Below are 19,072 nucleotides of genomic sequence, written 5' to 3'. Positions count from 1 at the left end.
CACCGGATATGGTGGGTAAAATTGGCGCAGGTGCACCCCGCAGCAGCTGGGGGGATGTTGCGGAGTGCAGTTCAGGTCTGCGGCTGTTGCCGATGGGGGCGTGATAAGGTGATTCTGATGGCGTGACTTTGCGCTGGATCAAATGGGCATTCCTAACCGCGTGGCGATATGGACAATTCGACATCGTCGATGCAAATCTCTTGCGCGCTATCGAACCCGTCCTTGATATCAAGGTTCAGGGTGACGCGGTCGATCTGGCGCACGATCTGCGACCAATCGCCGTCTTCTTCCCACCAGAGAGCAGAGATCGGCACGAAGACATCCTCGTAGGGGAGGTCGTTATACGAACTCAGGGATTCATAGCGGATGGCAGTGCCATAGGGGCTGTGCAGTGTGATCACGATCGGCCATTGCGTTGTGCCGGTGTAATAGGCGCGAAAGGCGAAGTGGCCGCGGCTGCCTCCCCAATCGCCAAGAAACCTGGCGGGCAAATCGACGATCAGATCACCTCTTTGATTGTCGATCAGGCACAGGGCTGCGGTGCGATCCACGATCAGGGCATCCGGGCCGTCATTGGTTGTCCAGTCCGGCGCCCCATTTGTGAAATCTTCGGTCACGATGATGGGTGGCCCAAGGCCGCGAAAGCGCAGATCGCGCGCGGTTTGCGCGACGCGGGGCGCGCGCCATCCCGCAAAGGTAAGCGGGGCGGTGGCCGCAAGCCCTGTGGCCCCAAAGCCGCGAAACGCCATGCTGTCGGTGGCGGCGGTCGCGGGCGCAGCCCAGCCTGTGAAGGTCACGGCGGCAAGCGGATCAGGGGCCGCCGCCCAGCCCGCGAACGCCAACGGTGCGCTGGGTGGCGGTGCAGGGTTGCGCCAGCCGTTGAAACCGATCCGCGCTGTTGTCGGGCCGTTCGTATCGCGCCATCCCGAAAATCCCAGTTGCGCCACTTGCGCGTCAGGCGCGGCCCAGCCGACAAAGGTCAGTGCCTTGGTTTGCGTCGCGCCCTCTGCGCCAAAGCCCGCAAAGGCAAGCCCTGCCGTGACCACCGCTTCATCCCCCCAGCCCCGAAAGGCCAGTGGGGCGGTGGCGGGTGCAGTGGCGGCTTTCCACCCGGTGAATTTCAGGGCTGGCGTGGTGGTTTGCGCGCTGCCTGTGCTGGTCAGCGTGATCCAGACCGCACATGCGGCCAGAGCGCGCAAGGCCCGCCCTGTCATCTACTCGGCCGCGCTGTTGGGCATGATCACGGTGCCGTCCTCATTAAAGCTAAGCCCTTCGCGCTGAAAGGTGACTTCGGTCAGGCCCTCGGAGCCGGGAAAGCGGCAATGGGCAACGCTCGCCCCACCAGATTCGCCGCAAAACTCAGGGCGGCGGAACCGGACCTCAAGAGACCTTTCCATCGCGTCGTCAGCCGACAGGATATCAAGGCTACATGTCCCCGAAGCCCAGGCGTCGATGTAGTATCCGGGAAAGGCCTCGACGGTGACCACGACATCGCCGGAATACCCTTCGAGCGTGGTGACGATGTTGTAGAAATCGTCACCTGTGCTGACCAGAGCATACCGCCGTTCCAGTTCTGTCGGATCGACATCGTCAATCAGAAAGGTCTGTCCCAGCGCGAAAGGTTCACCGTCGCCCGAGAACACCTCGCAGGCGACCGACACGGCGATCACGTCTTCTGTCAGGTCCGACAGGCTGACCGGCACGGTCACGTCCAGCGTATTCGCGGTGTCGGCGTCCTGTGCGATGGCCGTGTTTGCGCCCGCGGCAAGGCCAAGTGCGACCGCAAGGATCGGCGTCAAGTTGTGCATTGTCATTCCCCCATCACCCGACACCCCCACGTGCCGTTTCAACACCGTAGCAGGGTTTTTGGGATCGGCCAAATGTGGGGGCAGGGGTGCGGACCCAAGCTGTCAGTGACACCGCGCCACTACCGTCGCACCATCACCTGATCAAAGGTCTTGCGCAGGGCGACATCGACATCCTCCATCGTCACGGGCAGGCCCAGATCGACAAGTGACGTGACACCATGTTCAGTGATCCCGCAGGGGACGATCCCGCTGAAATGGTCGAGGTCGGGTTCGACGTTGATCGACAGCCCGTGAAAGCTGACCCATTTGCGCAACCGGATGCCAAGGGCGGCGACCTTGTCTTCTTGCGGCTGGCCTAGGGCGGTCAACGGTTTGTCAGGGCGCTGCACCCAGACGCCCACGCGCCCCTGCCGGATTTCGCCCTTGAGGTTGAATTCGGCCAGCGCGGCGATGATCCATGTTTCAAGGTCATGCACAAAGCAGCGCACATCACGGCCCCGTTCGGCCACGTTCAGCATGACATAGGCAACCCGCTGGCCTGGGCCGTGATAGGTGTATTGCCCGCCGCGTTTGCTGTCGTGCACCGGAAAACGGTCGGGGTCGGTCAGATCGGCGGGTTTGGCGCTGGTGCCGGCCGTGTAAAGCGGCGGGTGTTCGACCAGCCAGATACATTCGTCGGCTTCTCCGGCGGCGATGCTTTGGGCGCGGGTCTCCATGACATCGACGGCCTTGGCGTAGTCGGTCAGCCCAGTGGTGGTAATCCATTCAACCATGCGTATCGAGGGCTATAGCCCCGTCTCCTTCTTGCGCGAGAACATCGTGGCGGGCGTGAATATCGCCGTCTGACCAGACATAGGCAATCAAACGCGGACTGCCAACGACCAAGGCTGCACTATCCGCGGCGCTGCGCGCGCGGTGGCCGCAAGTAGCGCGGGTTTTTGCGCGCCCCAGAGCGCCGCGAGGGGGCCTATTTTAGCACTTGAGGTGGCGCAAGCCTTGGTCTAGAGAACCGCCAGCCCTGACTTGCGGTCGTGGCGGAATTGGTAGACGCGCAGCGTTGAGGTCGCTGTTCTGTAACAAGAGTGAGGGTTCGAGTCCCTCCGACCGCACCATAGCCTGAATTTGATTTTCTGAAACGACTTTGGGCAGCGGCGGCGAAGGTTTTGCCCTCGCCATCATGGTCCATCTACATCGGGAATCGGGTGGGTTTGGCTGCATTGACGGGCGAAAACGCCTACTTCTGAACGGTTCTAAGAGCTGGGGCCAACAGCGAAAGGACGAATGTCCTGCGTGTGGGTAAAATTTACGCGTTTTCGCCTGTAAGGTAGGCAATCCCGTGGCGATTGTCCTGCGGCCATTTTGTTTGCGAAAACATTTTGTGTTTCCAGTTGCAATGTCGGAGTGGCTTTGTTTTGCTGCGTATCTGACAAGGCGGAACAATCCGCTGGCAAACGGGGAGATACGTGTTGGCCGATGGCACAACCGAAAATGCGTTCGTTGAATTCGAGCGTGTCCAGAAAAGCTACGATGGCGAAGTGCTTGTCGTAAAAGACCTTAACCTCTCGATGCCCAAGGGCGAGTTTCTGACGATGCTTGGGCCTTCGGGTTCCGGCAAGACAACTTGCCTGATGATGCTGGCCGGGTTTGAAACCGCGACTCACGGCGATATCCGCCTTGATGGTGTGTCGATCAACAACATTCCGCCGCACAAGCGCGGCATTGGCATGGTGTTCCAGAACTATGCGCTGTTTCCGCATATGACGGTGGGCGAGAACCTCGCGTTTCCGCTGGAGGTGCGCAAGATTGCCAAGTTAGAGCGCGAGGAAAAGGTCAAACGCGCGCTTGATATGGTGCAGATGGGGGCTTTTGCGGGCCGCCGCCCCGCGCAACTGTCGGGTGGTCAGCAACAGCGGATCGCGCTGGCCCGAGCGCTGGTGTTTGAACCCGAACTGGTGCTGATGGACGAACCGTTGGGCGCGCTGGACAAACAGCTTCGTGAAACCCTGCAGTTTGAAATCACGCATCTGGCTCACCGGCTGGGGATCACCGTGGTTTACGTGACCCACGACCAGACCGAAGCCTTGACCATGTCAGACCGCGTGGCCGTGTTTGATGATGGCCGCATTCAGCAACTGGCCCCGCCCGACAAGCTGTATGAAGAGCCTGAAAACAGCTTTGTGGCGCAGTTCATCGGTGAAAATAACACAATGGAAGGCGTCGTTGCCGAGATCAAAGGCGATGTCTGTTCCGTCAAGCTGGACAGTGGCGATATCATCGATGCCAAGCCGGTGAATGTGGCGACGGTGGGCGAGCGCACCAAGGTGTCGATCCGCCCCGAGCGGGTCGAGATCAACCCCGCGCGCCTGCAAGAGAACGCACATACGCTCAAGGCCGAAGTGCTGGAATTCGTCTATATGGGCGATATCTTTCGCACCCGTCTGCGGGTTGCCGGCATGGACGATTTCATCATCAAGACACGCAACGCGCCTGATCAGGTCCGCCTTGAACCGGGCACCCAGATCGACATCGGCTGGTTGCCGCAAGATTGCCGCGCGCTCGACGCCTGAACGTCAGCGCGCGAACATACGGGGATGCCGCCGCCCGGAGGCGCCCTCGAAACGTTTTAACCGGGTTAACTAACGGGAGAATACGAATGAAATTCACCAAAGCACTAATGGCGACAACGGCGCTTACGGTTGCCGGCTCGATGGCCGGCGCCGAAGCCCACATGGCCAGTGAAATGACAATCGTCAGCTGGGGTGGTGCCTATCAATCCAGCCAGACGAACGCCTATTTCACCCCCTACACAGAAATGAACGACGGTGTGACCATCATCACCGACGAAAGCTCGGCCGAGGCTGTGACCAAGCTGCGCGCGATGTCCGAAGCGGGCAACGTGACATGGGATGTGGTTGACGTTGTTGCCTCAGACGCCATGCGTCTGTGCGACGAAGGTTTGGCGCTGGAAATCGACGCTGACACGCAACTGGCACCTGCGCCAGATGGCACGCCCGCCTCTGAAGACTTTGGCGACCTGATCGTCAGCGACTGCTTTATCCCACAGATCGTCTATTCGACGACCTTTGGCTATCGCACCGACCTGATCGACCAGCCCACGTCCGTCTGCGACATCTTTGACCTCTCTGCATACCCCGGCCAGCGCGCCCTTGAAAAGCGCCCGATCGGTAACCTCGAGTGGGCGTTGATCTGTGACGGTGTCGATATCGCCGATGTTTATGACGCGCTGGAAACCGAAGAAGGTGTCGCGCGCGCATTTGCCAAGCTCGACACGATCAAGGACAGCACTGTCTGGTGGTCTGCCGGTGCGGAAACGCCACAGCTTCTGGCTGACGGCGAAGTCGTGATGGGATCGACCTACAATGGCCGTCTGTTTGCCGCGATTGCCGAACAGGGCCAGCCGATTGGCATGCTGTGGGATTGGCAGATGTTCGACCTTGACGGCTGGATCATTCCTGCCGGTCTGTCGCCGGAACGCGAAGCCCGCGCGCTGGACTTCGTTTACTTTGCCACTGACACCCAGCGTCTTGCTGATCAGGCCCAGTATATCTCTTACGGTCCTGCACGTCTTTCTTCGGCCCCACTGGTTGGTGACCACGCCGAACTGGGTATCGCAATGGCACCCCATATGCCGACCGATCCGGCGAACGCTGTAAACACCTTCCTGTTCAACTACGAATGGTGGGCCAGCTACCGCGACGATCTGGACGCACAGTTCCAGGCCTGGTTGCTGCAGTAATCTGAACCCGGCGGGGGGCTTTGCGGCCCCTCGCCATCCTTGTTTTCGACAAGCGGAGCGCCGCTTTCCCAAGACAAGTCAATGACGCCGATCACGGCGCGCCAAGACCGACAGGGGGCACCAATGGCCGAGACCCACACCGATGCAAGCGGACTCGTGCTTGCCGCCGATGGCACACCGCTCAGGCAAAGCCTGAACCGGGCGCTGCGGGCGCAAAAGATGCGCGCGTTGCTGCTGATCGCGCCGCTGTTGCTGTTCATTCTCATCAGTTTCGTGCTGCCGATTGGTGAAATGCTGCTGCGCTCGGTGCAGAACAAGGCCGGCACATCCTATATTCCCGACGTGATCCCCAATGTTGTCCAGACTCTCGAAGACTGGGATCCGCAAAGCGGCGAAATGCCACCCGAAGCCGTTTACCGCGCGCTGGCCATCGACCTTGCCACCGCGTTCGAGGATCGCAATCACACCCAGCTGGGCCGCCGGTTCAACTATGAAACGCCGGGCATGTCATCGCTGTTCCGCAAATCAGGGCGGCCCGTGTCGCGCTGGGACATCGAAACCGATGGCCCCTTCCGCGAGGCATTTCTGGATATCGACGACGATTGGGGCAACATCGAATACTGGGCCACGATCAAGGCCAATTCCGGCTATTACACCAGCAGCTATTTCCTGGCGGCGGTTGATTCCCAGCGCACCTCTCAAGGGATCACGATGAAAGATCCTGATCAGAGGGTTTATCAGAAACTCATGGTGCGCACCCTGTGGCTGAGTTTTGTGATCACGCTTTGCACGCTTGCGCTGGGTTATCCGGTGGCGTGGCTGTTGGCGGACTTGCCCGCACGCACGTCCAACCTGTTACTGATCCTCGTGTTGCTACCGTTCTGGACATCCCTTTTGGTGCGGACATCGGCATGGAAAATCCTGCTGCAACAACAGGGCGTGATCAATGATTTCTGGATAGCGCTGGGCTTTACCGAACGATTATCGCTGATCAACAACCAGTTGGGCGTGATTATCGCGATGACGCATATTCTGCTGCCGTTCATGATCCTGCCGCTTTACTCGGTGATGAAGACAATCCCGCCGTCCTATCTGCGCGCCGCCAAATCGCTGGGCGCGACCAATACCACGGCCTTCTTGCGGGTCTATTTCCCGCAGACCACGCCGGGGATCGGGGCGGGGGCGCTGCTCGTGTTCATTCTGGCGGTCGGTTACTTCATCACGCCCGAACTGGTGGGTGGTGCCGACGGCACGTTCATCTCGAACCGGATTTATTACCAGTTCTCAAGTTCCGGCAACTGGGGGCTGGCGGCCGCCCTTGGCACGATCATGCTCGCGGTCGTGCTGGTCCTTTATTACATCTACGACAAACTTGTCGGCGTCGATAACGTGAAGTTGGGATAGATCATGGCAACCACACTCCAACCCTATGCCACACTTGGGCAGCGCATCTGGTTCTACGCATTTCGGGTGATCTGCGGTTTGATCTTTTTCTACCTGATCTTTCCGATCCTGGTGATCATCCCGCTGTCGTTCAACGCGCAGGATTTCTTTACCTTTACGCCGGAAATGCTGCGGTTTGATCCCGATGGGTATTCGCTGAAACACTACCGCGACTTCCTGGGGGCGAATGGTGACTATTCCTGGCTGCAAGCCCTTGGCAATTCGTTCAGCATCGCGCCGCTGGCGACATTGATCGCGGTGTCATTCGGCACCTTGGCATCGATTGGTCTGACCCAACCGCATGTTCCCTTCAAACGCCAGATTACGGCCCTGCTGATTTCACCGATGATCGTGCCATTGATCATTACCTCGGCGGGGATGTTCTTTTTCTACGCCAATATCGGCCTGCAGGGCACGTTTTTGGGCGTGGTGCTGGCGCATGCTGCCCTTGGGATTCCGTTTGTGATCATCACCGTGACAGCCACGTTGTCATCGTTTGACACATCGCTGACCCGCGCGGCGGCGAATATGGGCGCGGACCCTGTGACCACGTTTTTCCGGGTGCAGATGCCGCTGATCCTGCCGGGCGTGATTTCCGGTGGGTTGTTCGCATTCATCACCTCCTTTGACGAAGTCATCGTGGTGCTGCTGGTCGGGTCGGCCGGTCAGAAAACCCTGCCGTGGCAGATGTTCCTTGGCCTGCGCGAACAGATCAGCCCGACCATTCTGGCGGTGGCGACGATTTTGGTCGTGATTTCGATCGGTCTGCTCACCACCGTGGAATTGCTGCGCCGCCGATCAGAACGTCTGCGCGGAATGACGCCCAGCTAAGGCAGGATCGTCAGCCAGAACAGCGCCGTGAATATGGTCAGTCCCGTGCCAATCAGCACGGCGCTGGCCGCCACACGCCGCGCCGCGCCATACATATTTGCAAAGACATAGGCGTTGATTCCCGGCGCCATTGCTGCCGTGACCACAGCGCTGCGGAAAGCGGGTGTATCAAGGCCCGTGGCGCTGCCCAGGCCCCAGACAATCGCCGGATGAAGCAGAAGCGACACCGCACAGACAAACAGGATTGCGCGCAGATCGCCTTCGGGGCGGTAACGGTAAAGCACACCGCCAAGGCCAAACAGCGCGGCGGGCAGGGCGGCGCTGGTCAAAAGGTCAATGGCTTCGGTCAGGACTTCGGGCAGGGTGATGCCACCAAGGTTGACGACGAACCCCAGCCCGATCCCGATGATCAGCGCGTTGGAAAACATCGCCTTGGCCACCGTGCGGGGCAGCGCGCGCAGCGGTTTGCCACGGGCGCGCACGATCTCCATCGCGGTGATGCCGACGCCGTAGCAGAATGGCGAATGGATCGCGATGATGGCGTAGTTCGCGGTCAGCGCAGCCACGCCATAGGCGCGTTCGGTGATTGGCAGGCCCAGCAGTAGCGAATTGGAAAACAGACAGCAAAAGCCGATGGCAACGCTGTCTTCCCACGACCGGTTGAACAGCCAGCGCGCGCCAAACAGCCCGACAAAAAAACCCGCGAGCGCGCCCATGTAAAAGCTGAACAGCAGTGCCACGTTAAAATTCTGCCCCAGATCCAGCGTGGAGATCGCGCTGAACAGCAACGCCGGGATCGCGAATTTCTGGGTGAACACCATGAGGCCATCCACGCCTGCATCGCTGAACAGCCCGCGCCAAACGGCGACATAGCCAAACCCGATCAGGATAAAGACAGGCAGGATGACGCTGGTCAGGTCGCCCATCTAGACGTCAAACGTCAGGGTCATCCCGTCATAGGCGGGGGTCACGTGATCGGGGGTTTCCACCGCGATCGTGTCATGGTCCAGATCAATGTGCATATTGGTCAGCACCGCATGGCGCGGCTTGGCCTTTGCGATCCATTCCAGGGTGCGGGCAAGGTGGGCGTGGGTCGGATGCGGCGCGCGGCGCAGCGCATCCACGACCCAGGTGTCAAGGTTGTCCAATACCGGCCAGACGTCGGCGGGAATGTCGGACACGTCGGGCAGATAGGCCATATCGTTGATCCGGAAGCCCAGCGCGTCGATGCTGCCATGTTTTACCTCGAACGGGGTGAAGGTAATGTCGCCTCCCTTGCCGCCGATGGTGGTTGGGCCGGTGATTGTATTCAGCTCGCAAATGGGTGGATAGGATGACCCCTTGGGCTGCACAAAGGCATAGCCGAACCGCGCCAGCAGTTGGTTCCCGGTCTCGCCGTCTGCCCAGACTTGCAGGCGTTGACGTATGTTGAAAACCACCATGCGCAGATCGTCCAGCCCATGCACGTGATCGGCATGCGAATGAGTGTAGATCACGGCATCCAATTCGCCCACCTCGGCGGCCAGCAGTTGATGGCGCAGATCAGGCGAGGTGTCGATCAAGACGCGGGTGGTGCCGCCGCTGTCATGGCGGCTGACCAGCGCGGAACAGCGGGTGCGGGTGTTGCGCGGGTTGGTCGGGTCGCAATCGCCCCAATGCCCACCCAGACGCGGGACGCCACCGGATGATCCACAACCAAGGATGCGAAATTCAAGGGTTGCCATTACGCTGGTGTCCACGTGGCGGCCTTGGAGAACAGCCGGTTAAAATTCGCTGTGGTCCGCGCCGCGAATGTATCGAAATCCACGCCGAACAGTTCGGCCCCGACGCGGGCGGTGTCGGCCGTGTAGGCCGGTTCGTTGCGTCGCCCGCGATGGGGTTTGGGCGCAAGGTAGGGACTGTCGGTCTCGACCAGAACCCGGTCCAGTGGGGCGGCGGCAAAGATATCGCGCACCTCTTGGCTTTTGGGAAAGGTTGCGATGCCGGACATGGACAAATAAAATCCAAGGTCCAGCATGGCACGGGCCAAGGCGGGGCTGCTGGAAAAACAGTGCATGACACACGTGAACGGTTTGGCCTTGTAGCCCGCTGTCAGGATCTTGGACATGTCATCGTCGGAAGCGCGGTTGTGGATGATCAGTGGCAATCCGGTTTCCTGCGCCGCCGCGATATGAATGCGCAGGGATTGTTTTTGCACCTCCGCGCTTTCGGCGGTGTAGTGGTAATCAAGCCCGCTCTCACCGATCCCGACCATTTTCGGGTGCTGCGCAATGGCGATCAGGCCATCGACCGTTGCCATCGGTTCGTCAGCCGCGCTCATCGGGTGGGTGCCTGCGGCGTAAAAGACGGGGGCGTAGCTTTCGGCCAGCGCGCGCACGGTAGGTTCATTGCGCAGGCGCGTGCAGATCGTCACCATGCGTGTCACGCCCGCTTCCGCCGCGCGCGCGATCAATGCTGCGTGTTCCCCGTCAAAATCGGGAAAGTCGATGTGGCAGTGACTGTCAACAAGGGTGGTCATACGCGCCTTCAGGCTTTGACGGCCTTTTTCGCCGTGGCTTCGATCTTGAAAATCATATCAAGGATCAGCGCCGCAGGGTCAAGGTTGACGGCCCGCCCGTGACGGCTGCGCGCGGACAGATCCTGGCCCAGCTCTGCCCAAATCCGCGCCGCACGATCCGTGGGCGAGAGTTTGGCCAGCAACAGGGCTTCGTGGGGCGCGCCTTGGGTCGTGGGGGGGCCGGAAACGCCGGCGCGGGCCGTGCGTGACAGAAACCGGTCCATCAGATCAAGGGTCATGGCAAAGCGCACTTCGGCGCCCTTGCCTGCGCAGGAATTGGCCAGCGCAAGGGCGATCTGACGGTCACCGTCAGGCAGGGTGCCAAAGAGTTTGACCAAATCCCCATAAAGCGCGAGGCCATCGTGGTGCAGCAGACGCACCGCTTCACCCACGGAACCTTCGGACAGGGTGGCAAGGCTTTCGGCGTTGGGAACATCAATGCCCGCCTGATGCAGCGCCGCCGCCATATCGTCATGCCCAAGGGGCGCGCAGCGCAGCACGCGGCAGCGCGACCGGATCGTCGGCAACAACCCCGATGGTTGGTGCGAAATCAGAATAAACGTTGTGTTTTTTGGTGGTTCCTCAAGTTCCTTGAGGATCGAGTTGGCAACGGTGCGGTTCATCTCGTCGGCGCAATCAATGATGATCACGCGCCGCCCGCCCTCGGTCGCGCGCATGTGCAGGAACGCCTTGAGCGTATTGGGGCCATCGTCGTGCCCGCACAGGGCCGCCATTGTGATATCTTGTTGCAGCGCGGTTTCGGTCTTGTTCATCACGCGGCGCAAGACGTAAAGGCGCGGATGCGCGCCCGATTGCACAAGGCGTGCGTCAGCATTATCAGGCGAAACGGTCAGCGATGTGGGCGGTGGCGCCTCGCCAAACAGGCCTGCATCGGCGGGCGGTTCTGTCAGCAGGAAGGTCGCGATTTTCCACGCCAGCGTTGCCTTGCCAACCCCTTGGGGGCCGGTGATCAGCCAGCCCGAATGCATACGGCCTGTGCTGTAGGCTTCGAGAAATGCGTCTTGGGCGCGCGGCTGGCCAAACAGGGTCCGGGTTTCGCGTGGATGCGGTGCGCCCGCGATCTGGTCGGGGTGCGGGTGGTCGGGCACGGTGCTCATGGCGCGCGCATCGCCACATGAGCGGCGATTTCACTGGCGATCTGGGCGGGATCGCGCCCGCCATCGACCACCACACAGCGTTCGGGAAAACTGTGTGCCAGCGACAGAAAGCCGTGGCGCAGGGTTTCCTGAAAGCCAAGGCCGAAATCCTCGAAACGGTCCTCGCCGGATTTGCGTGCAAGACCACGTTGCAAGGCCTCGGCGGGATCCATGTCGATGATGAATGTCAGGTCAGGTTCGCGCCCAATCATCAGGGCATGAAGCTGATCGACGGTGGCGCGCAAATCACCACGCGTCGCCCCCTGATACACGCGGGTGCTGTCGGCAAAGCGGTCGCAGATCACCGTGCGGCCCGCGTCCAGTGCGGGCTGGATCGTCTTTTCCAAATGGTCGCGGCGCGCGGCATTGAACAACAGCAGTTCGGTTTCAGCCGACCAGCGGTCCGGATCGCCCGTCAGGACCAGCTGGCGGATTTCCTCGGCGCCGGCACTGCCGCCCGGTTCGCGGGTCAGCACAGGTTCGCTACCGGTCGCGCGGATGCGTTCGGCCAGCAAGCGGGTTTGCGTGGATTTGCCCGATCCGTCGATGCCTTCAAACGTGATAAACAACCCTTGCGTCGGCACTGCGCCTAGGCCCCGCCGGGCAGGGGCGGCACGCCCATCTTGCCAAGAACGACCTGAAAGGCGGTGCGCAAGCGCGTCGTAAAGCCGCCCTTGGCCACATCGGATTCCGCGATCAGCGGCACGCGGGCTTCGGGCAGACCTTCAAGGGTGACGACAAGTTCGCCAAGCTGATCACCGGCGGTGATCGGCGCGGTGACCGGGCTGTCATAGACCACTTCTGCAATCAGACCTTCGGCCGAAATTGTGGGCACCAAGAGCGACAGGTCTTCGGCCAGCGTCATACCAACAGAGGGGCTTTCACCCATCCAGACCTCGGCCTCGGCAATGCGAGTGCCAGCGCGGGACAGATCGCGCTGGGTGAACTGCCGGAAGGCCCAGTTAACGATGTTTTCGGCTTCTTCGGCGCGGGCCTGTTCGGTGTCGAGGCCCGTCAGCACGAAAACGATGCGCCGGTCTCCCTGTTTGGCCGATCCGACAAGCCCGTAACCGGCCTCTTGGGTGTGGCCCGTTTTCAAACCATCCGCACCAATCCCCAGACCAAGCAGGGGATTGCGGTTGCGGGTGTTGGCGGGGTGTTCGCCATCGTAATCAAATTCCTCTTCGGCAAAGAGCGGATAAAACGTCGGGAAATCCAGGATCAGCCGATTGGCCAGAATGCCAAGATCGCGGGCCGACATCAGATGGCCCGGTGCGGGCCAACCGTTGGAATTGAGGAAGGTTGACTGGGTCATACCCAACGCCCGGGCGCGTGTGGTCATGGTTTGGGCAAAGCCAAGCTCGGTTCCGTTAGGCGACAAAGCCTCGGCGATAACGCAGGATGCATCATTGCCGGACAGCACGATGATGCCGCGCAACAGATCCTCGACGCTGACTCGGTCCCGCGTATCAAGGAACATCGTCGAGCCGCCGTAATCCATGCAGCGCTGCGAGACGCGCAACTCCTCGGACACCGAAAGGGTGCCCGTGGCAATCGCCTCGAAGGCCATATAGATCGTCATCAGCTTGGACATCGAGGCGGGGGGATAAGCACATCCGCGTTCTTGGACAGCAAGACGGTGCCTGTTGTCTGATCGATGACATAGGCTGCGCGCGCGCGCGTATCAAACGATTGGGCCGCTGCGGCAAAGGCGCTGAGCGCAAGTATTCCGGCGGCGACGAGAGTAGTGGCTGTCAAACGGGCGGGCATTGCGCGCATCCTTTCGAGTAGATCAGTTGGTCACGAAATAGGCATCCGCAAAGCCTTGGGCCCTGACTTTTTCCAGCAGGGCGGCGCGTTCGGACGCCGAGGTTGCGGGGCCGACAATCACGCGCCAGAACGGGCGACCCTGGCTTTCCTGTTCCAGCACCGTCGGGACAATGCCTGTGGCGCGCATCTGGTCGGCTGTGCGGGTGGCGTTGGCTTCGATACTGAAAATCCCGATTTGGATGAACGGTTTTTCAAGACCCGAGGGTGCACGCGGGGCAGGCGCAGGGGCGGGCGCTGTCGGGGCCATCTCGGCCGCGGTTTCGGCTGCGTCAATCGCGGCGGCGGCTCCGGCGATCGGATCAAGGGTGGTTTCCTCGATGGGTGTCGCGGCGATGTCGGTGGGCTCTGCGAAATCTGTCACGGCCTCGGATGTCGCGGCCACGGGGGCTTCCTCGCGGCGCAGGGCGGTAACGTTCAGATCGGCCGGCGCGCCGGCAAGCATATCAAGCGCCGTGGCAGCATCAGAGGACACTTGCAGGCGCGGGCCGTTATTGTCGCGTTCACGCCGGAACAGCGCACCGATCACAAATGTGCCGTTGGCATCATTGCGGATGATCACCCTTTCGGGGTCTTGCACATCCGGATGGGCGACCCAAACGCCGCCAAGCGAGGGGCGCCCGTCCCACAATCCCGGTTCGGTGACTTGGAACACGTCGGGCGCTTCGACGTCGCGTTCAACCAATTCAACGCTACGGGTCGTTCCTTCGCCCGCTTGCACGGCACTTTCAGCGCCGCCACCGGCAAGGATGAACTGGCCGTTTTCGTCACATGCTGCCAGCGTCAGGGCCAATGCAATGGCTGCCGGAAGTTTGAAATTTGCCAGTCGTATGAATGGTTTGCCCAACGTGACTTGCCCCTTTGTTTGCGCCTGTTTTCAAGCGCGTGACCGTTGACCGATCGTTGATGCCCGAGAGGGAGCGGCGAAAATCCGCTCCGTTTCGGGGACAATAGCGCTGCAAGGTGCGTTTTGAAAGGCTTGCGGCAGCACTGTCGGCGGATTTCCCCAAGTCGTGATCGCGCCTTGATTGACCTTCCCGAATCGCGACAGGCATACTAAGGGTGCGCCCGACGGAGACTTGGCAGAGTGGTCGAATGCACCGGTCTTGAAAACCGACGAGGGTGAAAGTCCTCCCAGGGTTCGAATCCCTGAGTCTCCGCCAATCACCGGCATCAAGTCATTGAATTTAAATTAATTTCTTTAGGTACTCATTGGTAGACCCTAACTGTAACCCTAACTTGGACGCGTTGCTGACTATCAAAATTGTGTAGATTGACTGGGAACGATGCTCGCTGCTGTTACCGCAATCAATCGATCCAATCCTCATTAGCCAGCGGCGCAGCATTGAGTTCATCTCTGATCAGCCGCCATTGTGGCAGCTTTTGATCAAGAAGTGCTACAAACCGATCCGAATGGTTCCGCTCGAAGAAATGGCATAGCTCGTGTACGATGACGTACTCAAGGCAATGCGGAGGTTTCTTTACCAATTCCAAGTTAAGCCAAACCCGCTTCGCCTCGATATTGCAGCTGCCCCACTTGGTCTTCATCCGCTTAATCCCCCATTTCGGAGGATTGATGCCGAAGACCTCAGCCCACGCAGCCATCAAGGGTGTGGCACTGCTTCGTAACTCGCGGCGATACCATTCAAGAAATACGCGTTCTCTCGTTGCCGTTTCACTCCCCGTCCGAACATACAGGTCCAACGTCCGACTGTTGCGAATGCACACACGCCCAGCAGGCGCGCCATCAATAACATTCAGACGGTAGCGCTGGCCGAAGAAGAAATGGCTCTCGCCCGAGACATAAGAACGCTCGGACTGCCTCGGCTGGCGGTCAAACTTAGACTGCTGTCGTTTGATCCAGCCCATCCGCGTGACCACTGCAAGTCGGACGGCTTCATCGCTTACACTCACAGGGGCGGCCACTCGGATGCGTCCATCGGGCGGGTACACTCCCAAATGAAGGTTCTTGATTGGCTTTCGAACGACTTCAACATCGAGACCACCAACCGTAATCTGATGCCCCTCAGTACTCATGTTGATTTCGCACCAGATCGAAGATCACATCGACCAAAGCAGGATCGGCAATATGGGCTTTGATCGCATTGTGCACTTCTTTTTCCTTGAAGCGGTTGCCACGCCACGCGTCTTTCTTTGTGGCGCGAATGGCAGCGTCGACTGCCACAGCTAATTCGTCATCTCCACCAAGGTTATCGAACAAGGCCCGCTTTGCTGCAGAGTTGATCGACGCTGGGTACGACGTCGTAGTTTCGGGGCTTTTTGCCTGCTTGGTCAGTTCGACGATCTTGGCAAGATATGCCTCATAGTCGATTGCATCGGTTTTCCGCTGCGCAATCAGCGCATCCAAGAGTTCCGACATTTTCTCATAGTATTTCGGATTGATCGGGGTCTCGTCGATAATCAATTTACGGACGTTGTTTTCGATGGTTTCGGCGACCGCTTCCTTGTTCTTGCGGATGCCACTTGGCAATGCGTCGACAGCATCAACGCCCCGGTTAACGATCAATTGGATCAGCGACAAATCGTCGAACTTCGAAATGACTTCGCTTTCCTCGGCACGGATGTATGTGTCGATCAAGTGACGCATCGCAGGTTCGTACATCTTGAGGTCGATGTAGTCGCCGCTGGCAAGCTTTACCTCGTTTCGGACCTTTTCGAAATGATCGACATCCGCCTTGATCGCCGTTGTTTCACCGTCGGAATATCCAGCATCGGTCATCTCATTCGCAATATCGGCGTAGGCGCGCAAAAGCGCGGCCGCCAGCCGATAAAGAGCCAGACGCTTCGGCTCGTTTTTCTTCAAAGCGTCTTTGTCAGCGGTGTCCTTGGCACAAAAGAACTGCAAATAGGCGTGAGTATCCCGAGGCGCCTCGACTGGCTCGCAAAGCGCCCTTACTTCTTCCAGCGCATCGTCCAGGCGCTCCCGCGCCATCTTCAGCCGATCGGTCAGCAGCCCGGCCACATCCTCCTTGTCATACCCATCGAAAGCCTCGGTCGTGTAATCCTTAATCGAGGTCTCAAGACTTTTGAACAAGTCCTTGTAGTCGATGATGTAACCGTATTCCTTATCGTCACCGTCCAAACGGTTGACCCGGCAGATTGCCTGGAACAGGCCGTGATCCTGCATCTTCTTGTCAATATAGAGGTATGTGGCGGACGGTGCATCGAACCCCGTCAGAAGCTTGTCCACAACGATCAGCAGCTTCATCTGCGCGGGCGCGTCGATAAACTTCTTCTTGGCCTGCTTCTCGAAGGCCTCGGCCTCCATACCGCCCAACATCTTTGTGTAAATGTCGTATTGCCGCAACCGTTCGGTCAGGCCCTCACCGCTTTCTTCGCCTTTGATATCGCTCGCTGTCGGCTTGTATGACGTGACGATTGCGCATTTGCCTGCCAGATCGGTCTTGTCAAACAACTCATAGAACTTGCACGCCTGATAGATACTCGACGACACCAGCATCGCGTTTCCGTGGCCGCTTTTGAGCCGGTCTTTCAATTCCATGTCCATCAGGATATCGCCAACGATCTTCTCAAGGCGCGACTGGCTGGACAGCACTTTCTGCATGGTTCCCCAACGGGCCTTCAGCTGCGCCTTGGCCAGATCGTTCAACCCCTTCGTCTTCACCTCGAACCATTTGTCGATCTTGTCCTGCGATGTGATGTTCTGATCGACATCCCGCGCCTCATAGCGCAGGTCGAGCACGACACCGTCGGCGACAGCTTCGTTGAACTTGTAGGTGTGGATATAGGGGCCAAACACTTCGAGGCTGGTCTGCTTGTCTTCCTTCAAAAGCGGCGTTCCGGTAAAGCCGATGAACATCGCATTCGGCAGGATTACCTTCATGGCCTTGTGCAAGTCCCCGCTTTGCGAGCGGTGGCATTCATCGACAAAGACGTAAAGATCACCCTTGGCACGAAAATCCTTGGGCAGCGCCTGTCGCACGTCTTCGATGTAGCCGCTGACATCACCGTCGGCCTCTTCCTTGCCGCCAAACTTGTGGATCAGCGAACACAGCAGCCACGGCGCCTCAGCGTTCAGCTCCGCGATCAGCTCTGCGCCGCTCTTGCTGCGCTGGATGTCCTCATTGACGCCCTTGAAAACCTTCTCGATCTGCTCGTCCAACTCGGTGCGGTCGGTGATCACCAGCACGCGGGCGTCTTTCACGTTTTCCCGTATCCACTTGGCCAGCCACACTGTCCGTCGTCAGGGTTTTTGGAACCAATGGCAGCTTAAACTAAGTGAGAGTTTGGCTCATCTGGTTGGTTTCATTATGCGGCGTGCTGTCGGTGATGCAAGCGCCGCGCTTCGAGTGTCTTTCGTTTGATCCTTTCCCTTTGTTTTAGAATGGCTTTGTCACGGCCAAAGTAGACGTCGGCGGGTGTGACGTTGTTGATGCTCTCGTGATACCGCTGATGATTGTAGTGGTCGACGAAGGCTTCGATTTGAGCTTCAAGATCACCCGGCAGGAAGTAGTTTTCCAGCAGGATGCGGTTCTTTAAAGTCTGATGCCAACGCTCGATCTTGCCTTGGGTTTGCGGATGGTATGGCGCGCCGCGAGAATGCTTCATGCCTTTGTCCTGCAACCATTCCGCCAGATCTCCAGAGACGTAACTCGATCCGTTGTCGCTGAGCAGACGTGGCTTGTGAACGACGTGAACTTGGTCGCAGCCGGATGCTTGCAATGCGAGGTCAAGCGTATCGGTAACGTCTTCAGCCCGCATGTTGGTGCAGAGCTTCCAGGAGACGATGTAGCGGCTGTAGTCGTCGAGGACAGTGCTGAGATAGAACCAACCCCATCCCAGAACCTTGATGTAGGTGAAGTCTGTTTGCCAAAGCTGGTTGATCGCAGTTGTTTTGTCTTTGAACTCGCTGGCTGCCTTGATGACGATGAAGGCCGGGCTAGTGATTAGATCATGCGCCTTTAGCACCCGATACACTGTGGATTCTGAGACAAAATAGCGCTCCTGATCCGTGAACGTCACCGCCAACTCGCGCGGTGACAGTTCCGTTTCCTGCAAGGCGAAGTCGACAACCTTGCGCTTCACCTCGTCAGGCACGCGGTTCCAAACGTGCTTGGGCTTGGGGGATTGATCCTGCAATCCGGCCTCACCGCGCTGCAGGTACCGATCGTACCAACGGTAGAACGTCGTGCGTGGGATACCCAGCTTGGCCAGTGTCAGACGCGCCGACAGATGGCTGCCCTCAACCAAACGAATGATCTCCAGCTTCTCTGATGCAGGATACCTCATTCGTGGTCGCCCCCATCGCCTGTCATGCTTTTTTTGAGAAGACGCAATTCGAGCGTCTGTTCCGCGACAACCTCTTTGAGATCCTTGGCCTCACGGCGCAGTTCTTTGACCTCATCGGTGTTTGCAGCCCGCGCAGTGTCGCCTGCCAGACGCCGCTTACCGGCTTCCATGAAGTCCTTGGACCACTTGTAGTAAATGCCTTGCGATATGCCTTCACGGCGGCACAGCTCTGCAATGCTGTCCTCGCCACGCAGCCCATCCAGTACGATCCTGATCTTCTCTTCGGATGAATAATGCTTGCGCGTGGCGCGCTTGATGTCTTTGACGATCTTCTCGCCAGGGCTCTTCGTTGTCTTTCTCATCGTCCACTCCTCAGTGGCTACGATGAGCAACAAACACTCTCTTAGCAAATAACGCTATT

15 protein-coding genes, 2 tRNA genes and 2 pseudogenes are annotated in these 19,072 nt (G+C 59.1%); 6 read left to right on the top strand and 13 right to left on the bottom strand.

Annotated features, from left to right (window positions below; genetic code table 11):
- Positions 1-152: 152 nt before the first annotated feature.
- From FTO60_RS10690 to lipB, 3 genes are all read right to left on the bottom strand, one after another.
- Positions 153-1,214 carry a hypothetical protein gene (locus FTO60_RS10690; protein WP_148055944.1) on the bottom strand — a complete coding sequence of 354 codons (1,062 nt, stop codon included), beginning with the start codon at positions 1,212-1,214 and terminating at the stop codon, positions 153-155.
- Positions 1,215-1,814 carry a hypothetical protein gene (locus FTO60_RS10685; protein WP_148055943.1) on the bottom strand — a complete coding sequence of 200 codons (600 nt, stop codon included), beginning with the start codon at positions 1,812-1,814 and terminating at the stop codon, positions 1,215-1,217.
- A gap of 113 nt (positions 1,815-1,927) precedes the next feature.
- Positions 1,928-2,581 (bottom strand): lipoyl(octanoyl) transferase LipB, encoded by a 654-nt coding sequence (gene lipB / locus FTO60_RS10680; RefSeq protein WP_148055942.1) that lies wholly within the window; start codon positions 2,579-2,581, stop codon positions 1,928-1,930.
- A gap of 252 nt (positions 2,582-2,833) precedes the next feature.
- On the opposite strand from lipB, the gene FTO60_RS10675 reads away from it, so the two are divergent.
- From FTO60_RS10675 to FTO60_RS10655, 5 genes and pseudogenes are all read left to right on the top strand, one after another.
- Positions 2,834-2,920: transfer RNA gene (locus FTO60_RS10675), tRNA-Leu, on the top strand.
- Between the two features lie 354 nt (positions 2,921-3,274).
- The gene (locus FTO60_RS10670; protein WP_148055941.1) at positions 3,275-4,375 is read left to right on the top strand and encodes an ABC transporter ATP-binding protein; all 1,101 of its coding nucleotides are present in this window, start codon (positions 3,275-3,277) and stop codon (positions 4,373-4,375) included.
- Between the two features lie 86 nt (positions 4,376-4,461).
- Complete coding sequence (locus tag FTO60_RS10665; RefSeq protein ID WP_148055940.1) at positions 4,462-5,565, top strand: extracellular solute-binding protein; 1,104 nt, start codon at positions 4,462-4,464, stop codon at positions 5,563-5,565.
- Between the two features lie 123 nt (positions 5,566-5,688).
- Positions 5,689-6,969, top strand: a complete 1,281-nt coding sequence (locus FTO60_RS10660) for an ABC transporter permease (RefSeq protein ID WP_148055939.1) — start codon at positions 5,689-5,691, stop codon at positions 6,967-6,969.
- 15 nt (positions 6,970-6,984) lie between these two features.
- Positions 6,985-7,839: pseudogene (locus FTO60_RS10655) on the top strand (ABC transporter permease); the annotation flags it as partial.
- On the opposite strand, the gene FTO60_RS10650 reads toward FTO60_RS10655, so the two are convergent.
- The 7 genes and pseudogenes from FTO60_RS10650 to FTO60_RS10620 all read right to left on the bottom strand — a co-directional run bounded on the left by FTO60_RS10650 (position 7,836) and on the right by FTO60_RS10620 (position 14,227).
- Positions 7,836-8,765, bottom strand: coding sequence for an AEC family transporter (locus FTO60_RS10650; RefSeq protein ID WP_148055937.1), 930 nt, complete (start codon positions 8,763-8,765; stop codon positions 7,836-7,838). The pseudogene FTO60_RS10655 and the gene FTO60_RS10650 overlap by 4 nt on opposite strands.
- Positions 8,766-9,563, bottom strand: coding sequence for an MBL fold metallo-hydrolase (locus tag FTO60_RS10645; RefSeq protein ID WP_148057127.1), 798 nt, complete (start codon positions 9,561-9,563; stop codon positions 8,766-8,768).
- The gene (locus tag FTO60_RS10640; RefSeq protein WP_148055936.1) at positions 9,563-10,357 is read right to left on the bottom strand and encodes a TatD family hydrolase; all 795 of its coding nucleotides are present in this window, start codon (positions 10,355-10,357) and stop codon (positions 9,563-9,565) included. The genes FTO60_RS10645 and FTO60_RS10640 overlap by 1 nt, the downstream gene beginning before the upstream one ends.
- A gap of 8 nt (positions 10,358-10,365) precedes the next feature.
- A complete protein-coding gene (locus FTO60_RS10635) occupies positions 10,366-11,514 on the bottom strand; it encodes a DNA polymerase III subunit delta' (protein WP_148055935.1) in 1,149 nt (382 codons plus the stop codon).
- Positions 11,511-12,122 carry a dTMP kinase gene (tmk, locus tag FTO60_RS10630; RefSeq protein ID WP_254696783.1) on the bottom strand — a complete coding sequence of 204 codons (612 nt, stop codon included), beginning with the start codon at positions 12,120-12,122 and terminating at the stop codon, positions 11,511-11,513. Before tmk ends, FTO60_RS10635 begins: the two co-directional genes overlap by 4 nt.
- Positions 12,123-12,142: 20 nt before the next feature.
- Positions 12,143-13,323: pseudogene (locus FTO60_RS10625) on the bottom strand (D-alanyl-D-alanine carboxypeptidase family protein).
- 22 nt (positions 13,324-13,345) lie between these two features.
- A complete protein-coding gene (locus tag FTO60_RS10620; protein WP_148055933.1) occupies positions 13,346-14,227 on the bottom strand; it encodes an SPOR domain-containing protein in 882 nt (293 codons plus the stop codon).
- Between the two features lie 226 nt (positions 14,228-14,453).
- Between FTO60_RS10620 and FTO60_RS10615 the strand changes: the two genes are divergently transcribed.
- A tRNA-Ser gene (locus FTO60_RS10615) sits at positions 14,454-14,543 on the top strand.
- 145 nt (positions 14,544-14,688) lie between these two features.
- On the opposite strand, the gene FTO60_RS10610 is transcribed toward FTO60_RS10615, so the two are convergent.
- From FTO60_RS10610 to FTO60_RS10600, 3 genes are all read right to left on the bottom strand, one after another.
- Positions 14,689-15,417: a M48 family metallopeptidase gene (locus FTO60_RS10610; RefSeq protein ID WP_148055932.1), complete on the bottom strand. Its 729-nt coding sequence runs from the start codon at positions 15,415-15,417 to the stop codon at positions 14,689-14,691.
- Positions 15,407-17,596, bottom strand: a complete 2,190-nt coding sequence (locus FTO60_RS10605) for a type I restriction endonuclease subunit R (protein WP_302849688.1) — start codon at positions 17,594-17,596, stop codon at positions 15,407-15,409. Before FTO60_RS10605 ends, FTO60_RS10610 begins: the two co-directional genes overlap by 11 nt.
- Before the next feature lie 74 nt (positions 17,597-17,670).
- A protein-coding gene (locus FTO60_RS10600) for an IS3 family transposase (RefSeq protein WP_148057338.1) occupies positions 17,671-19,013 on the bottom strand; the annotation gives its coding sequence in 2 pieces (ribosomal slippage) (positions 17,671-18,684 and positions 18,687-19,013; 1,341 coding nt in all).
- Positions 19,014-19,072 lie beyond the last annotated feature (59 nt).

Source organism: Octadecabacter sp. SW4, from assembly GCF_008065155.1.
Lineage (GTDB): Bacteria > Pseudomonadota > Alphaproteobacteria > Rhodobacterales > Rhodobacteraceae > SW4.
The sequence above is the reverse complement of the archived record's forward strand: the minus strand, read 5'-3'. Positions and strand labels throughout refer to the sequence as shown.